Here is an 18,492-nt window from a genome sequence, read left to right on the forward strand (position 1 = left end):
TTGTGGGTGCGACGTTCGTTGCCGGGATAATCGGCGAAAGCCGGGCATTCTACCCGTTTGCCGCCGAGGTCGCTCGCTTGCGCTGTGTCGATTGAGCGAATGCATTGGCGCTATAGCCAAAGCAAATCAGCATAGCCGGCAACCATGTAGTCCCTATGGGGGTCACTAACCGGTACGCCGTGAAATGATTACGCATTTGGCCCGATCAAGGCCCGATCGTTCGCGGTTCTGCTCACTGCAATGGAGGCCCATCATGACGGACAAGACCCCAGAACAGAGCGAACTTGCCGGTACCAATACCGTCGACCGCGCCAATCACAACGCCAAGCTCGACCAGCTTGAAGCGTTTCGCAGCGACGCCACCGGCGAGGCGCTGCGCACCAACCAGGGCGTGAAGATCGCCGACAACCAGAACACCCTCAAGGCCGGTGACCGCGGACCCTCGCTGCTCGAAGATTTCATCATGCGCGAGAAGCTCACCCACTTTGACCACGAGCGCATTCCCGAGCGCATCGTGCACGCCCGTGGCGCCGCGGCCCACGGCGTGTTCCAGAGCTACGCCGACCACGCCTGGCTGACCAAGGCCTCGTTCCTCGCCGGCGAAGGCAAGGAAACTCCGGTGTTCGTGCGCTTCTCCACCGTGCAAGGCTCACGCGGCTCGGCCGACACCGTGCGCGACGTGCGCGGTTTCGCCACCAAGTTCTATACCGATGAAGGCAACTTCGACCTGGTCGGCAACAACATGCCGGTGTTCTTCATTCAGGACGCCATCAAGTTTCCGGACTTCGTGCATGCGGTCAAACCCGAGCCGCACAATGAGATCCCGCAGGCGCAGTCGGCCCACGACAGCTTCTGGGACTTCGTCTCGCTAACGCCGGAATCGGCGCACATGGTGCTCTGGACCATGTCCGACCGCGCGCTACCGCGCAGCTACCGGGCGATGGAAGGCTTCGGCGTGCACACCTTCCGCCTGATCAACGCCGAGGGCGTCAGCCGCTTCGTCAAGTTTCACTGGAAGCCAATGGCCGGCGCCTTCTCGCTGGTCTGGGACGAGACGCTGAAGATCGCCGGCAAGGATCCGGACTTCAACCGCCGCGACATGTGGGAGTCCATCGAGATGGGCGACTATTTCGAGTGGGAGCTGGGCGTGCAGGTGGTCGAGGAGGCGGATGAGCACAAATTCGACTTCGACCTGCTCGACCCGACCAAGATCATCCCCGAAGAGCTGGTGCCGGTGCAGAAGCTCGGCAAGATGACCCTCAACCGCAACCCGGACAACTTCTTCGCCGAAACCGAGCAGGCGGCCTTCCACATCGGTCATATCGTGCCGGGCATCGACTTCACCAACGACCCGCTGCTGCAGGGCCGGCTGTTCTCCTACACCGACACCCAGCTGTTGCGTCTCGGTGGCCCGAACTTCCACGAGATCCCGATCAACCGGCCGCTGTGCCCGTTCCACAACAACCAGCGCGACGCCTTCCACCGCCAGACCATCCACAAGGGCCGCGCCAACTACGAGCCCAACTCGATCGACAGCGGCTGGCCCAAGGAAACCCCGCCGGCGGCCCAGGGTGGCGGTTTCGAGAGTTACCCCGAGCGCGTCGAGGGGCACAAGATCCGTAACCGCAGCGAATCGTTCGGCGATCATTTCTCCCAGGCCACGCTGTTCTGGAACAGCATGAGCGCGCCGGAGAAGGAGCACATCGTCGGCGCGTACACCTTCGAGCTGGGCAAGGTGGAGCGAATCTTCATCCGTGAGCGCCAGGTCAACGAGATTCTCGCCAACATCGATCTGGAATTGGCCCGCCGTGTCGCCGAGAACCTGGGCCTGCCGGTACCGAGCGCGCCGACCGTGACGAGCAAGGTCTCCAGCGTGCAGAGTTCGCCGGCGTTGAGCCTGATGAATCATGTGCCGGGCAATATCAAGTCGCGCAAGGTCGCGATCCTGGTGGCGAACGGCGTCGATGGCGCGGCAATCGATGCGTTCAAGGCCAAGCTGGCCTCGGAGGGCGCGCTGGCAAAGATCATCGGCCCGTCACCGGCGCCGGTGAAAACGGCGGACGGCAAGATGCTGCCAGTCGACGCCGCGATGGATGGCATGCCCTCGGTGATGTTCGACGCTGTGTTCGTCCCCGGCGGCGCCGATGCGGCTGCGGCCATGGCCAAGTCCGGCGAGGCCAAGCACTACGTGTTGGAAGCCTACAAGCATCTGAAACCTATCGTCATGCTTGGCGCGGCGCGTCCGTTGCTGGCGACCCTCGGCCTGCAGCCCGACGCCGGTCTGCTGGAAGGCGACGATGTGGATGGGGTGTTCGGCAACTTCGCCCAGGCGCTCGGTCAGCATCGGGTATGGGCACGTGAGGCCGCGGCGGAAGCAATCCCTGCCTGACGTAGTGCCAGGTTTGTGTCGGGCGTCTGCCCGCTCGAACCTGGCGTGTTTTAACGACCACAAGACGCCGGCGCTCGCCGGCGTTCTGCTTTCTTTACTTGGTTAATTCGCCCGCAAAGGCCTGCAATAGACGCAGGTCATGGTTGCGGCCGCCCGGCTTGCCCATGCTGTAAGCGTATCTGTCAGCGGATGGAGCCTTACCATGAGCGATACCCAACATGCAGCCCGCCAGGGTCTGCTCGGCATCCCGATCGGCCTGCTGGTGGCCTTACTGGCATTGATTGGCGTGCTATTGATGCCGTTGCCGGCCGATCTGCCCGTGGCTGGTCAGCGTGTCTTGGCCATCCTGGTGTTCGCGGTGGTGGTGTGGATCAGCGAGGCGGTGTCCTACGAGGTCAGCGCGATCATGATCACCGCACTGCTGGCCTTCCTCGTCGGCACGGCGCCTACGCTGGAAAACCCCGAGGTCGTCTACGGCACCTCCAAAGCGATCAGCATGGGGCTTTCCGGCTTCGCCAATCCGGCATTGGCGCTGGTAGCGGGCGCCCTGTTCATCGCCGCGGCAATGACCCTTACCGGGCTCGACCGTCGTATCGCGCTGATGACCCTGTCCAGGGTCGGCACCAGTTCGCGGCATATTCTCGGCGGCACGCTGGTGGTCATCGTCCTGCTCAGTCTGGTGGTGCCCAGCGCCACGGCCCGCGCCGCCTGCGTGGTTCCGATCATGCTCGGCATCATCAATGCGTTCGGCATCGACAAGCGTTCGAACTTTGCCGCCGGCATGATGATCATCGTCGCCCAGGGCACCAGCATCTGGAATATCGGCATCCAGACCGCAGCGGCGCAGAATCTGCTGCTGGTGGGCTTCATGGACAAATTGCTGGGAGAGCGAGTCAGCTGGATCGACTGGCTCATCGCCGGCGCTCCCTGGGCCGTACTGATGTCCTTCGTGCTGCTGGTCATCGTGCTCAAGCTGCTGCCGCCGGAAACCGAGCGGATAGCCGGTGGCAAGGAAGCCGTGGCGCGCTCGCTCGCCGAGCTCGGGCCGATGACCTCGGCGCAGAAGCGCCTGCTCGCCGTGTCTATCGCGCTGCTGATGTGCTGGGCCACCGAAGGCAAGCTGCACAGCTTCGACACCACCAGCACCACCTACGCGGGACTGGTGATCCTGATGCTGCCACGCGTCGGTGTGATGAACTGGAAGGAGGTTCAGGCGCGGGTACCTTGGGGCACGGTAATCGTCTTTGGGGTCGGTATCAGCCTCGGTACCGTACTGCTGACAACCCAGGCCGGACAATGGCTGGGTGCTCAGGTGGTGGCGCACACCGGACTCGGCGTAGTGGGGCCGCTGGGCATCTTCGCCATCCTCGGCGCTTTTCTCATCGTGATTCATCTGGGCTTCGCCAGTGCTACGGCGCTGACATCGGCGATGCTGCCGATCCTGATTTCGGTGTTGCTCAGCCTGCCCGGTGAGTTCAGCCGACTGGGGATGACCATGCTGCTCGGCTTCGTGGTCAGCTACGGTTTCATTCTGCCGATCAACGCACCGCAGAACATGGTCTGCCTGGGCACCGAAACCTTCAGCGCGCGGCAGTTCGCCAAGGTCGGCGTGCTGGTCACGCTGATCGGTTACCTGAGCATGTTGCTGTTCGCGGCGACCTGGTGGCGCTGGCTGGGCTGGATCTGAGCGGCACCGCCGGCATACCGACGCCTGGCGCCACGGAGGCGCTAGGCGTGCTCGCGGGGTAGCGCCTGCTGCGCCCGCAGTTCGCGCCAGTGCAGGAACAGGCGGAGGTCGAACTCGATCTGTCCGTAGCCCGGCAGCATGTGTTCGCACAGCTTGTAGAAGGCGCGGTTGTGCTCGCTCTCACGCAGGTGGGCGAGTTCGTGCACCACGATCATCTGCAGGAATTCCGGCGCCGCCTCCCTGAACAGTGCGGCGACGCGAATTTCCTTCTTCGCCTTCAGCTTGCCGCCTTGCACCCGTGATACCGCGGTGTGCAGGCCAAGGGCGCGATGGGTGAGATCCAGTCTGCCGTCATAGAGCACCTTGTCGATTGGCGGCGCGCTTTTCAGGTAGTCCTGTTTGAGCTTCTGCACATAGCCATACAGCGCCTTGTCGCTCTGTACTTCGTGCCGTGTGGGGTAACGACGCTGCAGGTAGTCACCCAGGCGCTGCTCGGCGATCAGCTGGCGAACCTGCGCCAGCAGCGGCTCGGGGTAGCCGCGCAGGTATTTCAGGTCGGTCATCAGGCGCGCTTCGGCCAGGCGAAACTGAGCAGGAACAGCGCGGCGGCGCTGACCACGATGGACGGGCCGGCGGGAGTGTCCTCGAACCAGGACAGCGTCAGCCCCAGGCACACCGCGACGATACCCAGCAGGCTCGCACCAAAGGCCATCTGCTCCGGCGTCCGCGCATGGCGCTGCGCGGCGGCGGCGGGAATGATCAGCAGCGAGGTGATCAGCAGCACGCCGACGATCTTCATCGCCACGGCGATCACCACGGCGATCAGCAGCATCAGCGCCAGGCGGATGCCGGCCACCGGCAGGCCTTCGACCTTGGCCAGTTCCTCGTGCACGGTGATCGCCAGCAGCGGCCGCCACAGCGGTATCAGCATCAGTAGCACCAGCGCGCTGCCGCCCATGATCCAGGCAAGATCGCTCGGCCCGACGGCGAGCAGATCACCGAACAGATAGCCCATCAGGTCGACGCGCACATCCTTCATGAAGCTCAGCGAGACCAGCCCCAGTGACAGCGTGCTGTGGGCGAGGATGCCGAGCAGGGTGTCCGAGGCCAGCGGCTGGCGCTGTTGCAGCGTCACCAGCAGCAGGGCGAGCAGCACGCAGCCGACCGTCACTGCCAGGGTCAGGTTGACGTCGAGCATCAGTCCGAGGGCAACGCCGAACAGCGCGGCGTGGGATAGGGTGTCGCCGAAATAGGCCATGCGCCGCCAGACGACGAAAGAGCCGAGCGGGCCGGCGACCAGCGCCAGGGCGAGGCCGGCGAGCAGGGCGTTGAGGAGGAAATCGGGCATGCTAGGGCCTATTGATGCTTTGGCGCGAGCCGCGTTGCCGCGTCAAATGGTGCCAGGCAAGGCGCGGGACGCAGGCAATGGTCGCTCCCTTGGCAAGTCCCGCAACGCCGCATGGCACCATTTGACGCGCAACCCGAAGGGCCGGGCCAGTTTTAGCGCGGTGCTGCGTTATTCGTCGTTTATTTGGAATAACCAAACTTCTCTCCTCATGCCTTGCCCCGCGCTAAAACTGGATCCGGCGCGGCCGTGACAAAGCATCAATAGGCCCTACTAGTGCTTGCAGTTCGGGCCGTGGACGTGGGGTTTGTCGATCACCACGCTGCCATGCAGGTCGTGGCTGTGGTCGTGCTGGTGGTGATAAATCGCCAGGCTGCGCGCATCCTGGCCGAACAGCTCGACGAAGGCCGGGTCGCTGCTGACCTGTTCCGGATGCCCCGAGCAGCAGACGTGCCGGTTCAGGCAGACCACCTGGTCGGTGGCGCTCATTACCAGGTGCAGGTCGTGGGAAACCATCAGCACGCCGCAGCCGTAACGGTCGCGCAGTACCCCGATCAACCGGTACAGCTCGGCTTGGCCCGACACGTCCACACCTTGAACGGGTTCGTCGAGTACCAGCAGCTCCGGTTCGCGCAGCAGGGCGCGGGCCAGCAGCACGCGCTGCATCTCGCCGCCGGAAATCTTCTGCAGCGGGCTGTCGATGACGTGCTCGGCGCCGACTTCGCCCAGCGCCGCCAGCGCACGGGCACGGTCGACGCCGGGCACCAGACGCAGGAAGCGCAGCACCGACAAGGGCAGGGTGGGGTCGACGTGCAGCTTCTGCGGCATGTAGCCGACACGTAGCTTCGGCTTGCGCCAGACCTGGCCGCGATCGGGTTTCAGCAGGCCGAGCACAGCACGCACCAGCGTGGTCTTGCCAGCGCCATTGGGGCCGATCAGGGTAACGATCTCGCCGCGATGCACCTGCAGTTGCGCGCCTTCCAGCACGTCCTGATTGGCGAAGCGCACGTGGATGTCATCCAGTCGCAGCAGCACCTCGCTCATGCGGCGTTCCGGCAGGTAGAGCAGAGGCCGACCACTTCTACGGTCTGGCCCTCAACCGTAAAGCCTACGGCGCCAGCGGCCGTATCGATTGCCGCGGCAATGGACGGTTGCTCCAGTTCGATGGCTGTGTGGCAGTGGCGGCAGATGAGGAACTGACCCTGATGAGGATGTTCCGGGTGGTTGCAACCCATGAAGGCGTTGAGCGACGCGATGCGATGCACCAGGCCGTTCTCCAGCAGGAAATCCAGCGCGCGGTAGACGGTCGGCGGCGCTGCACGGCGGCCGTCCTGCTCGCTCAGTACCGCGAGGATGTCATAGGCGCCGAGCGGCCTGTGACTCTGCCAGACCAGCTCCAGCACGCGCTTGCGCAGGGCGGTCAGGCGCACGCCCTGGCGCGCGCAAAGGCTGTCGGCTTCGGCCAGCGCGTGGCTGACGCAATGGTCGTGGTCGTGAGGCGTGCAGGCCAGCGGGGTCTTGGACATGGGCGGCGACGTGTTGGGAGAGAGACGTTATTATGTACCAATCTAACGCCTTCGAGTGATGCCCGTGAATCGTCTTTGCTCCCTTCCTTTGCTGGCCGCGCTGCTCGCTGGCGCCGCCACCGCCCAGGCTGAAGTTCGTGTCCTGACCAGCATCAAGCCCCTGCAGCTGATCGCTGCGGCGGTGCAGGATGGTATCGGCGAGCCGGACGTACTGCTTCCGGCCAGCGCCTCGGCGCACCATTACTCGCTGCGCCCATCCGATGTACGGCGCATCCGCGACGCCGAACTGTTCTACTGGATCGGCCCGGATCTGGAGAATTTCCTGTCGCGCGCGCTGACAGCTCGCGAGGGTACGACTGTAGCCGTGCAGGAGCTGCCTGAGCTGACCCTGCGCCGCTTCGGCGATGCCCACACGCACGCCGAAGATGAGCATCACGATCACGACGATCACGACGATCACGACGATCACGACGATCACGCCGGGCACGACCACGACCACGACCACGACGAGCATGAGCATGAGCATGCCGACACCGCACACGCTGACGAACATGATCACGACCATCGTCCCGGCTCGCTCGATGCACACCTGTGGCTACTGCCGGCCAATGCCCTGGTGATCGCCGAGCGTATGGCGGCAGACCTGGCGGCTGCCGACCCAGCGAACGCCCAGCAATATCGCGCCAACACGGCGATCTTCGCCCAACGCATCGAGGCAGTCGATGCGCACCTGAAGCAGCGTTTCGCCGGTGTGCAGAACAAGCCGTTCTTCGTCTTCCATGAGGCCTACGACTATTTCGAAGCGGCGTACGGCCTGCGCCATGCCGGTGTGTTCACGGCCGGCGGCGAGGCCCAGCCAGGGGCGCGGCATGTGGCGGCGATGCGTGAGCGCTTGCAGCAGGCGGGGCCGAGCTGCGTGTTCAGCGAACCGCCGGCACGCCCGCGCCTGGCCGAAACGCTGACCGCCGGGTTGCCGGTGAAAATGGCTGAACTGGATATTCTGGGCGTCGGCCTGGCGACCGATGCCAAGGGCTACGAGAAGCTGCTTGAAGGGCTTGGCGAAACCCTGGCTGGTTGCCTGGAGTCGCTGTGATATACCGCGCCTTCCCGCACAGCCGATAGCCGTTCCAGGCGACTGCCGGCTGCTCGCCGGCAAACTGGTTCCTACGGGTTAGAGGTGCATCGACGAGCATGGCCTCTGGCGCCGCTCGTCCATGCCTTCCAAGGCCTGCGCAGCTAGCGGCGCAGGCCGGGCGTCGATGTGCGTCATCCCGCCTTGCGGATGCCGTCGGCGAGCAGCGCAACCATCTGCTCGATATCGGTCTTCTCGACGATCAGCGCCGGCGACAGGGCAATGGTATCGCCGCTGGCGCGCACCAGCAGGCCTTTCTCGAAGCACTCACGGAACACTCCGTAGCCACGCTTGCCGACGCCATCGGCATGGGCGGCGAACTGGATGCCGGCGACCAGGCCGACCGTGCGAATGTCGATCACGTTGGGCAGGTCTCTGAGGCTGAACAGCGCCTCCTGCCAGTAAGGTTCGAGGTCGATGGCCTTCTGGAACAGGTTCTCCTGCTGATAGATCTCCTGCGTTGCCAGCGCCGCTGCGCAGGCCACCGGGTGCCCGGAATAGGTGTAGCCGTGGAAGAACTCGATGACGCTTTCCGGGCCCTTCATGAAGGCATCGAACAGGTGGTCGGCGACCAGCACCGCACCCATCGGGATCGCGCCGTTGGTCAAGCCCTTGGCGCAGGTGAGGATGTCCGGCGTCACGCCCCAGCGCTGGGCGGCGAAGGCCTCGCCGACCCGACCGAAGCCGGTGATGACTTCATCGAAGATCAGCAGGATGCCGTGCTTGGCAGTGATCTCGCGCAGCCGTTGCAGGTAGCCCACGGGCGGAAGGATCACGCCGGCCGAGCCGGACATCGGTTCGACGATTACCGCGGCGATGTTCTCCGCGCCGTGCAACGTCACCAGCCGCTCCAGCTCATCGGCCCGTTCAACGCCATGTTGCGGCAGACCCTTGCTGAAGGCGTTGCGCTGCAGATCGAGGGTGTGCGGCAGATGGTCGACGCCCGGCAGCATCGGCCCGAAGGCGCGGCGGTTGTTGGCCATGCCGCCCACCGACATGCCGCCGAAACCGACGCCGTGGTAGGCCAGCTCGCGGCCGATCAGCCGTGTGCGCGAGCTCTGACCGATGGCGCGCTGATAGGCCAGCGCGATCTTCAGCGCGGTATCTGCCGATTCAGAGCCGGAGTTGGTGAAAAACACCCGGTTCAGGCCCTCGGGGCTGATACTCGCGAGCTTTTCGGCCAGCTCGAAAGGCAGCGGGTGGCCCATCTGGAAGGTCGGAGCAAAGTCCATCTTGGCAATCTGCCGGCTTACCGCCTCGCTGATCTCGCGGCGTCCGTGGCCGGCATTGCAGCACCAGAGGCCGGCCGTGCCGTCGAGCACCTTGCCGCCGTCACTCGCCGTGTAATACATGCCCTCGGCACTTTCCAGCAGGCGCGGACTGGCCTTGAACTGGCGGTTGGCGGTGAAGGGCATCCAGAAGTGATCGGGCGAGGTATTTGGATTGAAATCCTGAGACATGGGGCGGGCTCCGGGGGCGAGCGGCTATGCTGCGGCGGTGCCGCAGCGTTTTGATCGAGTCTATGTTTAATAAAACGAACAAAACAAGGCGATTAGCCGGCCGTTCGTAAAAAATATTGATAGGGTCCGCGCCGCTGGTTTAGGGTGCTTTTTCCACATCCCGATGACCTGACAGAGAGGATTCACCATGCCCACCCTGACCCTCGCCGACTGGCAACAGCGTGCCCGTGATCTGCGCATCGAAGGTCGCGCCTTTATCCAGGGTGAGCATTGCGCCGCGGCTGACAGCGGCCAGTTCGACTGCATCAGTCCGGTGGACGGGCGTGTGCTGACGCAGGTCGCCAGCTGCGACCAGGCGGATGCCGACCGCGCCGTGGCCAGCGCCCGCGCGGCTTTCGACGCCGGTAGCTGGGCGAAACTGGCACCGGCCAAGCGCAAAGCGGTGCTGATCCGCTTCGCCGATCTGCTGGAGGCGCATGGTGAGGAGCTGGCGCTGCTGGAAACCCTCGACATGGGCAAGCCAATCGGCGACTCGTTGGCGGTGGACATTCCTGGCGCGGCGCGGGCGCTGCGCTGGAGCGGCGAGGCGATCGACAAGATTTACGACGAAGTAGCGGCCACACCGCATGACCAGCTCGGCCTGGTCACCCGCGAGCCGGTTGGCGTGGTGGCGGCCATCGTGCCGTGGAATTTCCCGCTGATGATGGCCTGCTGGAAACTCGGCCCGGCGCTGGCCACCGGCAACTCGGTGGTGCTCAAGCCGTCCGAGAAGTCGCCGCTGACCGCGATCCGCATTGCCCAGCTGGCGATCGAGGCTGGCATTCCGGCCGGCGTGCTTAACGTGCTACCCGGCTACGGCCACACCGTCGGCAAGGCGTTGGCGCTGCACATGGATGTCGACACGCTGGTCTTCACCGGCTCCACCCGGGTCGCCAAGCAGCTGATGATCTATGCCGGCGAATCGAACATGAAGCGCGTCTGGCTTGAGGCCGGCGGCAAGAGCCCGAACATCGTTTTCGCCGACGCACCCGATCTCGAGGCGGCAGCGCAGGCGGCCGCTGGCGCCATCGCCTTTAACCAGGGCGAGGTCTGCACCGCGGGCTCGCGCCTGCTGGTGGAGCGTTCGATCAGGGAGCGCTTCCTACCCATGGTGGTCGAGGCGCTCAAGGGCTGGAAACCGGGCAATCCACTGGACCCGGCTACCAACGTCGGCGCGCTGGTCGATACTCAACAGCTGAACACCGTGCTCGGCTACATCGACGCCGGCCGCGAAGCGGGTGCGCAGGTGCTGATCGGCGGCCAGCGTACGCTGGAGGAAACCGGCGGGCTGTATGTCGAGCCGACCATCTTCGATGGCGTCGACAATGCGATGAAGATCGCTCAGGAAGAAATCTTCGGCCCGGTGCTGTCGGTGATCACCTTCGACAGCGCGGAAGAAGCGGTCACGATCGCCAACGACACGCCTTACGGTCTGGCCGCGGCCGTGTGGACCGCCGACCTGTCCAAGGCGCACCGCACCGCGCGGGCGCTGCGTGCCGGGAGCGTGTGGGTCAACCAGTACGACGGCGGCGACATGACCGCACCGTTCGGTGGCTTCAAGCAGTCCGGCAATGGCCGTGACAAGTCGCTGCACGCCTTCGACAAGTACACCGAGCTGAAGGCGACATGGATCAAGCTGTAGCGGCAGTGCGTCGGGGGTGCCGCATTCACCTCCACCTCAGCACCGCCACGGTGGATCGGTGAAGCGTGATCCACCCTACGGGCTGTGTTTCATCGAAGCTTTGGTAAGCCGACCGCGCGCCGGTGAATGGCGCGCCTTATTCATCCGGCACCGAGTTCGTAGGGTGGATATCGCCTTTTACATCCACCACAGCCCCGCATGGTGAATCGGCGAAAAGCCGAGGCTCGTACCGCATGAGCCCGCTTCCTACTGTCCCCAGCTGCCGCTGCGGCGCATGGCGCCCCAGTGGTGCTTGCGCCGGGAGAACCATTGCCAGAGGCCGCGGCAGCGCCACAGGGTGTTGAGCTGGCGGTAGCCGAAGTTTTCCAGCACGGCCATCAGGAACAGCTGCAGCATGTCGCGGCGACGGTTATAGACGCGAAAGGACATGGCTTCCAGCAGCAGGCCGTTGACCGACAACAGGATGCCCATGCCGATCGCCACCAGCAGAAACGCCGCCAGCGCCGCGTAGGAAACTGCACCGAAGGCGAACCCTGTGAGCATGAAGGCGTAGCCCACCAGTTCGATCAGCGGGCCGATCCATTCGAACAACGCCATGAACGGCCAGGCCAGCCAACCCGGTGTACCGCCGCGCAGGCTGAAGGCCAGACGGGTATGACGGCCGAGGCTTTCAGCCAGGCCGCGCTGCCAGCGGCTGCGCTGGCGCCCCAGGGTGCCGAGGTCTTCCGGGCACTCCGTCCAGCAGATCGGGTCGGGCAGATAGCGGATGCGGTAGGGGATGCGCTTCTCGCGGTGATAACGGTGCAGGCGCACCACCAGTTCCATGTCTTCGCCAACGGTGTCGGTGCGATAGCCGCCGACAGCCATTACCCGTTCGCGATCGAACAGGCCGAATGCGCCGGAAATGATCAGCACTGCGTTCAGCGGCGACCAGCCAAGGCGGCCGAAGAGAAATGCGCGCAGATATTCGACGATCTGGAAGCGCGCCAGCCAGTTGCTCGGCAGGCCGGCCTGGATGAGAAAGCCGCCGCGAACCTGGGAGCCATTGGCAATACGCACGGTGCCGCCCGCGGCAATGGTGCGCTCGTCTTCGAGAAAGGGCTGCACCACGCGCAACAGGCTGTCGCGCTGCAGGATCGAGTCGGCGTCGACCCCGCAGAACAGGCCGTAGCGGGCGGCGTTGATGCCTGCGTTGAGTGCGTCCGCCTTGCCGCCGTTGGCCTTGTCGACCACACGCAGATTGGCGTAGCGGCGTGAACGATAGATCGCCGCCACCGGTTGGTGCGCTACCGCCTGGCGCAACGGCTCGGGGTGCGGCACCAGGTCGAACTCCTCGATCAGCACGGCGAGGGTGTTGTCCTTCGAGCCGTCATTGATCACCACGATCTCGAATTCGGGGTACTGCAACTGCAGCATCGAGCGCACCGAGGTGCGGATAGTCGCTTCCTCGTTGAACGCCGGCATCAGCACCGATACCGGCGGTTCAACCCCCAGGTAGGGTGCCACCTCACCGATCTCGGCACGTTGCCGGATGTAGCCCATCAGGCTTGCCATCGACAGCACGTTGAGCAGCAGGTACATGCCGTTGAGCAGCAGGAAGTAAAGGATGAATGCGACCTGCAACCACCACAGCCAATCAACGGTCACCGGCGTACCTCCGCAATCGCGCGGCGCAGGGCATCTTTGCCGTAGCGGTCCTGAACCTGCTCCAGCAGCTGCTGCAGCGTGTCGGGGGAGGCGCCGGGCATGGTCGCCAGGCTGTCGGCTGCGGCCTGCCGCACCCACCAGCTAGAGTCCGACAACAGCGGCACGAACAGTTCGCGGTCATCGCTGCGCGCTTGTTTGTGCAGCGCCTGGAGCGCGGCCAGGCGTACGTCCGCCTGCTGGTGCTGCAGGGCTCGCAGGAGTCGACCGCGGTCGCGCGGGTCGCCGAGTTCGCTGAGGCAGCGCAGGGCGACCTGTAGCTGCTCGGCCGGCGCCTGTTCATCCAGTCGCGCCCGCGCCCAGGGGGCGGCATGTCGCGGGTCGCCATAGATCAGCAGGCTGATCAGGCGCTCACGCCGAGGGTTGTCGGAACTCGCCAGTACGATCAGCAAGGGGGTGGTCACCGCGTGTTCACCGGCTTGCCGGCAGAGGCTGACCAGGCGGGGCAGTGCCCAGTCGGGGCGCTCGACCGCCGCCGGCAGAATCAGCTGCATGGCTTTGGCTGGGTTGATCGCGACGAGCGTATGAGCCGCGGCCAGCGCGACGATGGAGTTGCGGCTGAGCAGCAGTGGCTGTACCGCATCCCAGTGCGCCGGGTCGGCGAGGTGACGCAGGCAGGTCAGGCCGATCAGCTTGCTGCGCACCTGACCGCGCAGCAGACTCAACGCATGGCGATCCATGCCGAGCGCTACCAGTGCACGGTTCATGCGCTCGCGGGCAGCCCCGCGCAACTGCAATTGCGCACGGTTCCACTGCAGCAGGAACCAGAGCTGACGTCGGCGCGGCAACGGCACATCGGTCGAAGGAAGTTCGTCGCTGAGGCTGCACAGCGCGAAGAAGGGCCGCCACTGTTCGTTGAACTGTCGCCGACGCACGGCTCGGCGTCTGGACAGCTCACCGAGCAGCAACACTTGCAGCAACACCAGCAGCGTCAGCGCACCGAGACCGAAGGCGCAGTAGAGCGCCATTTGCAGCATGGTGTCCTCGGGCCAGAGCTTGACCCAGACGCGCCCGGCAGCTTCGCATAGCCACGGAGGACAGGTCGTCAGCCATTCAGAACGCATGACGCAGGCCGATCTGCAGCCATTGGCGATCGTAGTAGCTGCCCTGCTGGTGATGACCGATCTCCCAGCTCAGCGCCCAACGACTGTCGAGCCAGTGCCGACCCTGCAGGCTGACGGCACGCACATCGCTGGTGATCAGCTGCTGTTCTTCCACGGCTTCTTCCTCGCCCACTGTCAGGCGCAGACCGGCGTAGCTCAGGCCCTGGTAGTAGTAGTCCAGCGCAAGGTCATGGCCGACCGGCGTGCCGGCATTGGCCACATCGGTGACATTCAGCGTGTAGCCGGCGCGCCAGGCGCCCCAGTAACGCTCGGCACTCAGGGCAAGCCGATCGACCCGGGTGGTTTCGTACTCGGTGCGACGGATGCTGGCAGCACCTAGATAGCCGTCGGGCAGGCGTCGCTGCAGGCGCAGGTCGGCGTGCCACTCGGGAAGGAAATACGGAGAGGGCTGATAACCAAGCTCGGATTGCAGGGTCCAGTTCTCGTCCAGTGAAATCACCGTGCCGGCCTCGACACCTTCGTCCCACTCGCCGAAGCGTTGTTCGCGCAGGAGCGCGCCGTACCAGCCGATGCGCTCCGGCTGGGTCGAGGTGTAGTCCAGGCGCTGACTGCGCCAGTTGTCGAAACCGTTGTCGAGCCAATCCTGGCGGGCCGAGATTTCCAGCTCATGGCGGCGCTTGGTTGCCGCGTCGGTAACCGGGACCGGCGCAGATGCGGTAGTGGGGACGGTCAGAGCAGAGCGGGCCTGTAGGATGACCTGCTGCACCTCGACGTAATCCGGCGCGAGCTGAGCTGCCCGTTCCAGTGATATCAGCGCGCGCTGCGGACGTCCCGCCCAGAGCAGCGCCTGGCCTTGGCCGAGCAGATAGTCGGCGTTGTCCGGTTGCCGCTGCAGCAGGTGAGCATAGATCGGCAGCGCCTGTTCGGGTCGGCCTTGCCAGCTCAATACGCGGGCAAGCAGGAACTGCGCATCCTGGTCGTCCGGCTGCTCTGTCAGATGGGCATGCAGCGTGGCTTCTGCGGCACCCAGTTGCTGTGCCTGGATCTGGCGCTCGGCGGTGGCGACGTCCGCGACCGCGACGGTGCATGGCATCGCCAGGGCGAGCAACAGGACCACTCGCCTCATCGACGGCCTCGCAGCAGTCTGCGGATGCGCGCCAGCAGCTCTTCGGGTTGGAAGGGTTTGGTCACGTAGTCGTCCGCGCCCAGTTCCAGTGCGCGGACGATATCGACCTCGCGTGCCTTGGCTGTGAGCATCAACACCGGGACGCTCTCCCAACCGGGCTGCGCGCGTAGACGCTCGATGAGTTCGAGCCCGTCGTGATAGGGCAGCATGATGTCCATCAGCGTCAGGTCTGGCGGCTCTGCCTGAGCGAAATGCTCGAGGGCCTGGCGGCCGTCGGCGGCGTGATCGACGATGAATCCGTGCCGTTCGAGCATGTAGCGGATGAGAAAGGCGATGTCTTCTTCGTCTTCCACCATGAGGATGCGTTTGCTGCCGGATTCGCTCATGCGTGAACCTCGTCAGTTTCGTGAGTGTGTCCCGGCGGCCAGTGCTGCAGCAGATGCTGGATCAACCTGGCCAGCTCATCACCGTCATGACGCGATTTCACCAGTTGGCGCAGCGCTAGGCGGTTGTCCTGGATGGGAGTGTCGAGTGCGGAAAAAATGATCACGGGGGGCGGTGGGCTGCTTTGTGCGAGCTGGTCGAACAGTTCGGTGCCATCGCCGTCGGGCAGCATCAGGTCGATGATGGCGAGGTCGAACGGTTGCGCCGTGATCAGCTGGCGCGCCTCATGGAGTGTCGCTGCGCCATACAGATCAATCTCCAGCGTGGCGATTTGCCTGGCCATCAGCTCACGCAGATCGTCATCGTCTTCGACGTGAAGGATGCGCGGTTTATGGCCGCCCAGTTGCAGGCAGGCGCGCACGACCTCCATGAGCCGTGAGGGGTCGATCGGCTTGTGCAGCCAGTCGATCACGCCCACGGCCCCGCCACGCAGCACGCCATCGTCCTCGTCGCGACGCTGTGGCTGCAGGCTGACGATCAACACGGGCAGGTTGCGGTAGTGCTGCTGGCTGCGCAGGTTCTGCAGGAAGGCCACGCTGTTCTCATCATCCAGCGCCGGGCTCAGGGTGAGCGCCTGCACCTTGAACTGGGCGAGCAGTTCCCGCGCGTTGGCGGAGTTTCTGGCAATCAGAGTGGCGTAGCCGTGCTGGTGCAGGGCATCGGCCAGTTGACCGGCGGCGCGGGTGTCGGGCTCCAGAATCAGGATCAGCGGTGCCTTTTCGGGCCTCGTCGATTGGGCTGCGGGAGCGGCGGGTGCTTGCGGCTGCGCCGGCTGCTGCTGTTCCAGCGGCAGCTGCAGCCAGAAGCGGGTACCCAGCCCGGGCTGCGAGTCGAAGCCGATCTGTCCGTGCATCTGCTGCACCAGCGAGCGGGTGATCGCCAGGCCCAGGCCGGTACCGCCGCGCTGCCGGGCATCGGAGGAATCGGCCTGGGCGAAGCGCTCGAAGATCCGCGAGCGAAAGGCTTCCGGAATGCCGGCGCCGTGATCCTGCACACCGATTTCGAGCATGCCGCCTTTGCGCCGCAGGTCCACGGTCACCTGGCCGCCAGCAGGGGAATGCTTGATCGCGTTGGACAGCAGGTTGGCCATCACCTGGGCGAAGCGGTCGGGGTCCAGCGTTGCTTCGCTGAAGGGCGGCTCGGTTTCGTTCAGCAGTTCAAGGCTGACCTCGTAATCGCGTCCGTAGGGGGTGATGTCCGACAGCGCCTGCTGTACCAGCGCGCGCACGTCGTGCCGACCCAAATTGAACGCCAGACGTCCGGCCTCCAGCTTTTCAATGTCGAGGATGTCATTGATCAGGCGCACCAGGCGCTCGCTGTTCTTGTGCGCTATATCGAGCAGCGGGCGGGCGTCCTTGCCAATGTCGCCGGCAATGCCTCCAATGAGCATGCCCAGAGCACCGCGGATGGCGGTTAGCGGCGTACGCAGTTCGTGGCTGACCGTGGAGATGAACTCGGTCTTCATCTGCTCCATGCGTCGGCGCAAGGAGACGTCCACCGCCACCGTGACTACATGGCAGGTGCGTGTCGAAATGCGCAGCGGCCGCTTGACCACCTGAAACCAATGCTCGTTGCCGAGCGCGTCGGTCAGCGCAACCTCGCTGGAGCGCAGATCGCCGCTGCCGCTTGCCAGTTCCGCCAGCTCTTCGTCGCCCAGCAGCAGCGGCTGTAACAAGCGGGCGGAAGGCACCTCGTCCGGACGGCGTTGCTCGATGTCCTGCGGGCGTACATCGAGCAGGGCGGCCAGCGCCGTATTGCAGAGCAAAAAGCGGCCCTGGGCGTCGCGAACGAAGATCAGATTGTCATCGGTATCCACCACTCGACGAAGGAATACCTGCTGGTCGTGCAGCGTATCGCGGCTGCGCTGCAGCTCGCTGACGTCTCGCGCGATCGCCAGGTAATCGCCCAGCCCGGTAGGCATCAGGCGGACCTCGAAGGTGCGCTGGGTCTGCAATTCGCACCAGGTCTTCTGCCGCAGCGCATCATCATCATCGCCATGCTCCAGCAGATCGCTGAGCAGCGGTTCGATCGCTTCAGGGGCGGGCGCTCGGCCCGGCGTACCTCGCGAAACGTTGGAAACCTGCTGCCGTTCGTCGATCGCGTACAGATGATCCGGAATGGCCTGCAGCAGTGCGCCGAGGTGCGCCTCCCCGGCCTGTGCCGTGCGCGCGAGCTGCTGGCGGATCTGCAGGTTCCTCTGCAAGGCCCAGAAGGCGGCGATGAACAGCCCGACCACCACCAGACTGCCGATCAGCGCCAGTTGCTGCGCGCGCTGAGTGGTTGCCGTTACCGCGCTGCTGGCTGCTGCCAGCTCGCGCCGCTCCTGTTGCTCGACGGCATTGAGCAGCGCACGAAGGCGGTCCATCAGTACATTGCCGCCAGCCACGCGAAGTCGCTCCACTGCCGCCTGGAGCCCAGCATCACGGCGCGCCTGGATGTTGCCGGCCGCCACTTCGAGGCGTTCGGCAATCGTCGAATCGAGGGTCTGGAACCAGCGCTGGTCAGGAAAAGTTTCGCCTTCAACCTGAATTTCCAGGCTGCGACGATAGCCTTCCAGCTGCCTGAGGCCGCGTTCATAGGGCTCGAGATAAGCCGGCTCACCCGTCAGGATAAAACCGCGAGAGCCAGTTTCGATGTCCTGCAGGGAAGAGAGGATGGCCTGAACGGAGGTGATGACCTCCAGGCTTTCGCTGACGGATCGATTTGTCTGCAGCAGGGATTCCTGCGTGCGCTTGCCTTGCCAACCAAGGGCAGCGAGCAGCATGAAAGCAGCCAAAAATGCGATTGAATGCCAACCGATCGCGAGTCTTGCGGGCAAACCGGACTCCTTTCGCCGGGGACAACTGCACAGTATCCCCGGTTGCCTCGCTCGAGCGTGGTCACCGGGATTAACGCAGTATAGTCAGACCCGTCCAAAGCACAGCCGTTCGCAGC

The 18,492-nt window shown here is 64.7% G+C and carries 14 protein-coding genes; 4 read left to right on the forward strand and 10 right to left on the reverse strand.

What is annotated here, in order from left to right; genetic code table 11:
- The first annotated feature begins 184 nt into the window (after positions 1–184).
- Both katE and SM130_RS00210 read left to right on the forward strand, forming a co-directional pair.
- A complete protein-coding gene (katE, locus tag SM130_RS00205; protein ID WP_256044978.1) occupies positions 185–2,389 on the forward strand; it encodes a catalase HPII in 2,205 nt (734 codons plus the stop codon).
- Between the two features lie 202 nt (positions 2,390–2,591).
- A complete protein-coding gene (locus tag SM130_RS00210; RefSeq protein WP_102826921.1) occupies positions 2,592–4,076 on the forward strand; it encodes a DASS family sodium-coupled anion symporter in 1,485 nt (494 codons plus the stop codon).
- 41 nt (positions 4,077–4,117) lie between these two features.
- Here SM130_RS00210 and SM130_RS00215 read toward each other — a convergent pair whose 3' ends face one another.
- From SM130_RS00215 to zur, 4 genes are all read right to left on the reverse strand, one after another.
- Entirely contained in the window at positions 4,118–4,639 is a 522-nt protein-coding gene (locus SM130_RS00215; protein ID WP_102826920.1) for a YgjP-like metallopeptidase domain-containing protein, read from the reverse strand.
- Positions 4,639–5,424, reverse strand: a complete 786-nt coding sequence (gene znuB / locus SM130_RS00220) for a zinc ABC transporter permease subunit ZnuB (RefSeq protein WP_102826919.1) — start codon at positions 5,422–5,424, stop codon at positions 4,639–4,641. The genes SM130_RS00215 and znuB overlap by 1 nt, the downstream gene beginning before the upstream one ends.
- Positions 5,425–5,694: 270 nt before the next feature.
- The gene (gene znuC, locus SM130_RS00225) at positions 5,695–6,465 is read right to left on the reverse strand and encodes a zinc ABC transporter ATP-binding protein ZnuC (protein WP_102826918.1); all 771 of its coding nucleotides are present in this window, start codon (positions 6,463–6,465) and stop codon (positions 5,695–5,697) included.
- Entirely contained in the window at positions 6,462–6,947 is a 486-nt protein-coding gene (zur, locus tag SM130_RS00230) for a zinc uptake transcriptional repressor Zur (protein ID WP_102826917.1), read from the reverse strand. The genes znuC and zur overlap by 4 nt, the downstream gene beginning before the upstream one ends.
- Before the next feature lie 64 nt (positions 6,948–7,011).
- Between zur and SM130_RS00235 the strand changes: the two genes are divergently transcribed.
- Complete coding sequence (locus tag SM130_RS00235; RefSeq protein ID WP_102826916.1) at positions 7,012–8,040, forward strand: zinc ABC transporter substrate-binding protein; 1,029 nt, start codon at positions 7,012–7,014, stop codon at positions 8,038–8,040.
- 173 nt (positions 8,041–8,213) lie between these two features.
- On the opposite strand, the gene SM130_RS00240 is transcribed toward SM130_RS00235, so the two are convergent.
- On the reverse strand, positions 8,214–9,539 hold the full coding sequence (locus tag SM130_RS00240) for an aspartate aminotransferase family protein (RefSeq protein WP_102826915.1): 1,326 nt from the start codon (positions 9,537–9,539) through the stop codon (positions 8,214–8,216).
- Positions 9,540–9,726: 187 nt separating this feature from the next.
- Between SM130_RS00240 and SM130_RS00245 the strand changes: the two genes are divergently transcribed.
- Complete coding sequence (locus tag SM130_RS00245; protein WP_102826914.1) at positions 9,727–11,220, forward strand: aldehyde dehydrogenase; 1,494 nt, start codon at positions 9,727–9,729, stop codon at positions 11,218–11,220.
- A gap of 246 nt (positions 11,221–11,466) precedes the next feature.
- On the opposite strand, the gene SM130_RS00250 is transcribed toward SM130_RS00245, so the two are convergent.
- The 5 genes from SM130_RS00250 to SM130_RS00270 are packed head-to-tail and all read right to left on the reverse strand — an operon-like array spanning position 11,467 to position 18,376.
- Positions 11,467–12,867: a glycosyltransferase family 2 protein gene (locus SM130_RS00250; protein ID WP_102826913.1), complete on the reverse strand. Its 1,401-nt coding sequence runs from the start codon at positions 12,865–12,867 to the stop codon at positions 11,467–11,469.
- A complete protein-coding gene (locus tag SM130_RS00255) occupies positions 12,864–13,988 on the reverse strand; it encodes a HEAT repeat domain-containing protein (RefSeq protein ID WP_102826912.1) in 1,125 nt (374 codons plus the stop codon). Before SM130_RS00255 ends, SM130_RS00250 begins: the two co-directional genes overlap by 4 nt.
- Positions 13,978–15,114 carry a YaiO family outer membrane beta-barrel protein gene (locus SM130_RS00260; protein WP_102826911.1) on the reverse strand — a complete coding sequence of 379 codons (1,137 nt, stop codon included), beginning with the start codon at positions 15,112–15,114 and terminating at the stop codon, positions 13,978–13,980. The genes SM130_RS00255 and SM130_RS00260 overlap by 11 nt, the downstream gene beginning before the upstream one ends.
- Complete coding sequence (locus tag SM130_RS00265; protein WP_102826910.1) at positions 15,111–15,500, reverse strand: response regulator transcription factor; 390 nt, start codon at positions 15,498–15,500, stop codon at positions 15,111–15,113. Before SM130_RS00265 ends, SM130_RS00260 begins: the two co-directional genes overlap by 4 nt.
- A complete protein-coding gene (locus SM130_RS00270; RefSeq protein WP_102826909.1) occupies positions 15,497–18,376 on the reverse strand; it encodes a CHASE3 domain-containing protein in 2,880 nt (959 codons plus the stop codon). Before SM130_RS00270 ends, SM130_RS00265 begins: the two co-directional genes overlap by 4 nt.
- Positions 18,377–18,492 lie beyond the last annotated feature (116 nt).

This window comes from Stutzerimonas stutzeri (genome assembly GCF_038561965.1).
GTDB classification, from domain to species: Bacteria; Pseudomonadota; Gammaproteobacteria; order Pseudomonadales; family Pseudomonadaceae; genus Stutzerimonas; species Stutzerimonas stutzeri_AA.

Coding starts and splice junctions, on each gene's coding strand:
- katE (WP_256044978.1), top strand. CDS start 185: ATGATTACGCATTTGGCCCGATCAAGGCCCGATCGTTCGCGGTTCTGC.
- SM130_RS00210 (WP_102826921.1), top strand. CDS start 2,592: ATGAGCGATACCCAACATGCAGCCCGCCAGGGTCTGCTCGGCATCCCG.
- SM130_RS00215 (WP_102826920.1), bottom strand. CDS start 4,639: ATGACCGACCTGAAATACCTGCGCGGCTACCCCGAGCCGCTGCTGGCG.
- znuB (WP_102826919.1), bottom strand. CDS start 5,424: ATGCCCGATTTCCTCCTCAACGCCCTGCTCGCCGGCCTCGCCCTGGCG.
- znuC (WP_102826918.1), bottom strand. CDS start 6,465: ATGAGCGAGGTGCTGCTGCGACTGGATGACATCCACGTGCGCTTCGCC.
- zur (WP_102826917.1), bottom strand. CDS start 6,947: ATGTCCAAGACCCCGCTGGCCTGCACGCCTCACGACCACGACCATTGC.
- SM130_RS00240 (WP_102826915.1), bottom strand. CDS start 9,539: ATGTCTCAGGATTTCAATCCAAATACCTCGCCCGATCACTTCTGGATG.
- SM130_RS00245 (WP_102826914.1), top strand. CDS start 9,727: ATGCCCACCCTGACCCTCGCCGACTGGCAACAGCGTGCCCGTGATCTG.
- SM130_RS00255 (WP_102826912.1), bottom strand. CDS start 13,988: ATGCGTTCTGAATGGCTGACGACCTGTCCTCCGTGGCTATGCGAAGCT.
- SM130_RS00260 (WP_102826911.1), bottom strand. CDS start 15,114: ATGAGGCGAGTGGTCCTGTTGCTCGCCCTGGCGATGCCATGCACCGTC.
- SM130_RS00265 (WP_102826910.1), bottom strand. CDS start 15,500: ATGAGCGAATCCGGCAGCAAACGCATCCTCATGGTGGAAGACGAAGAA.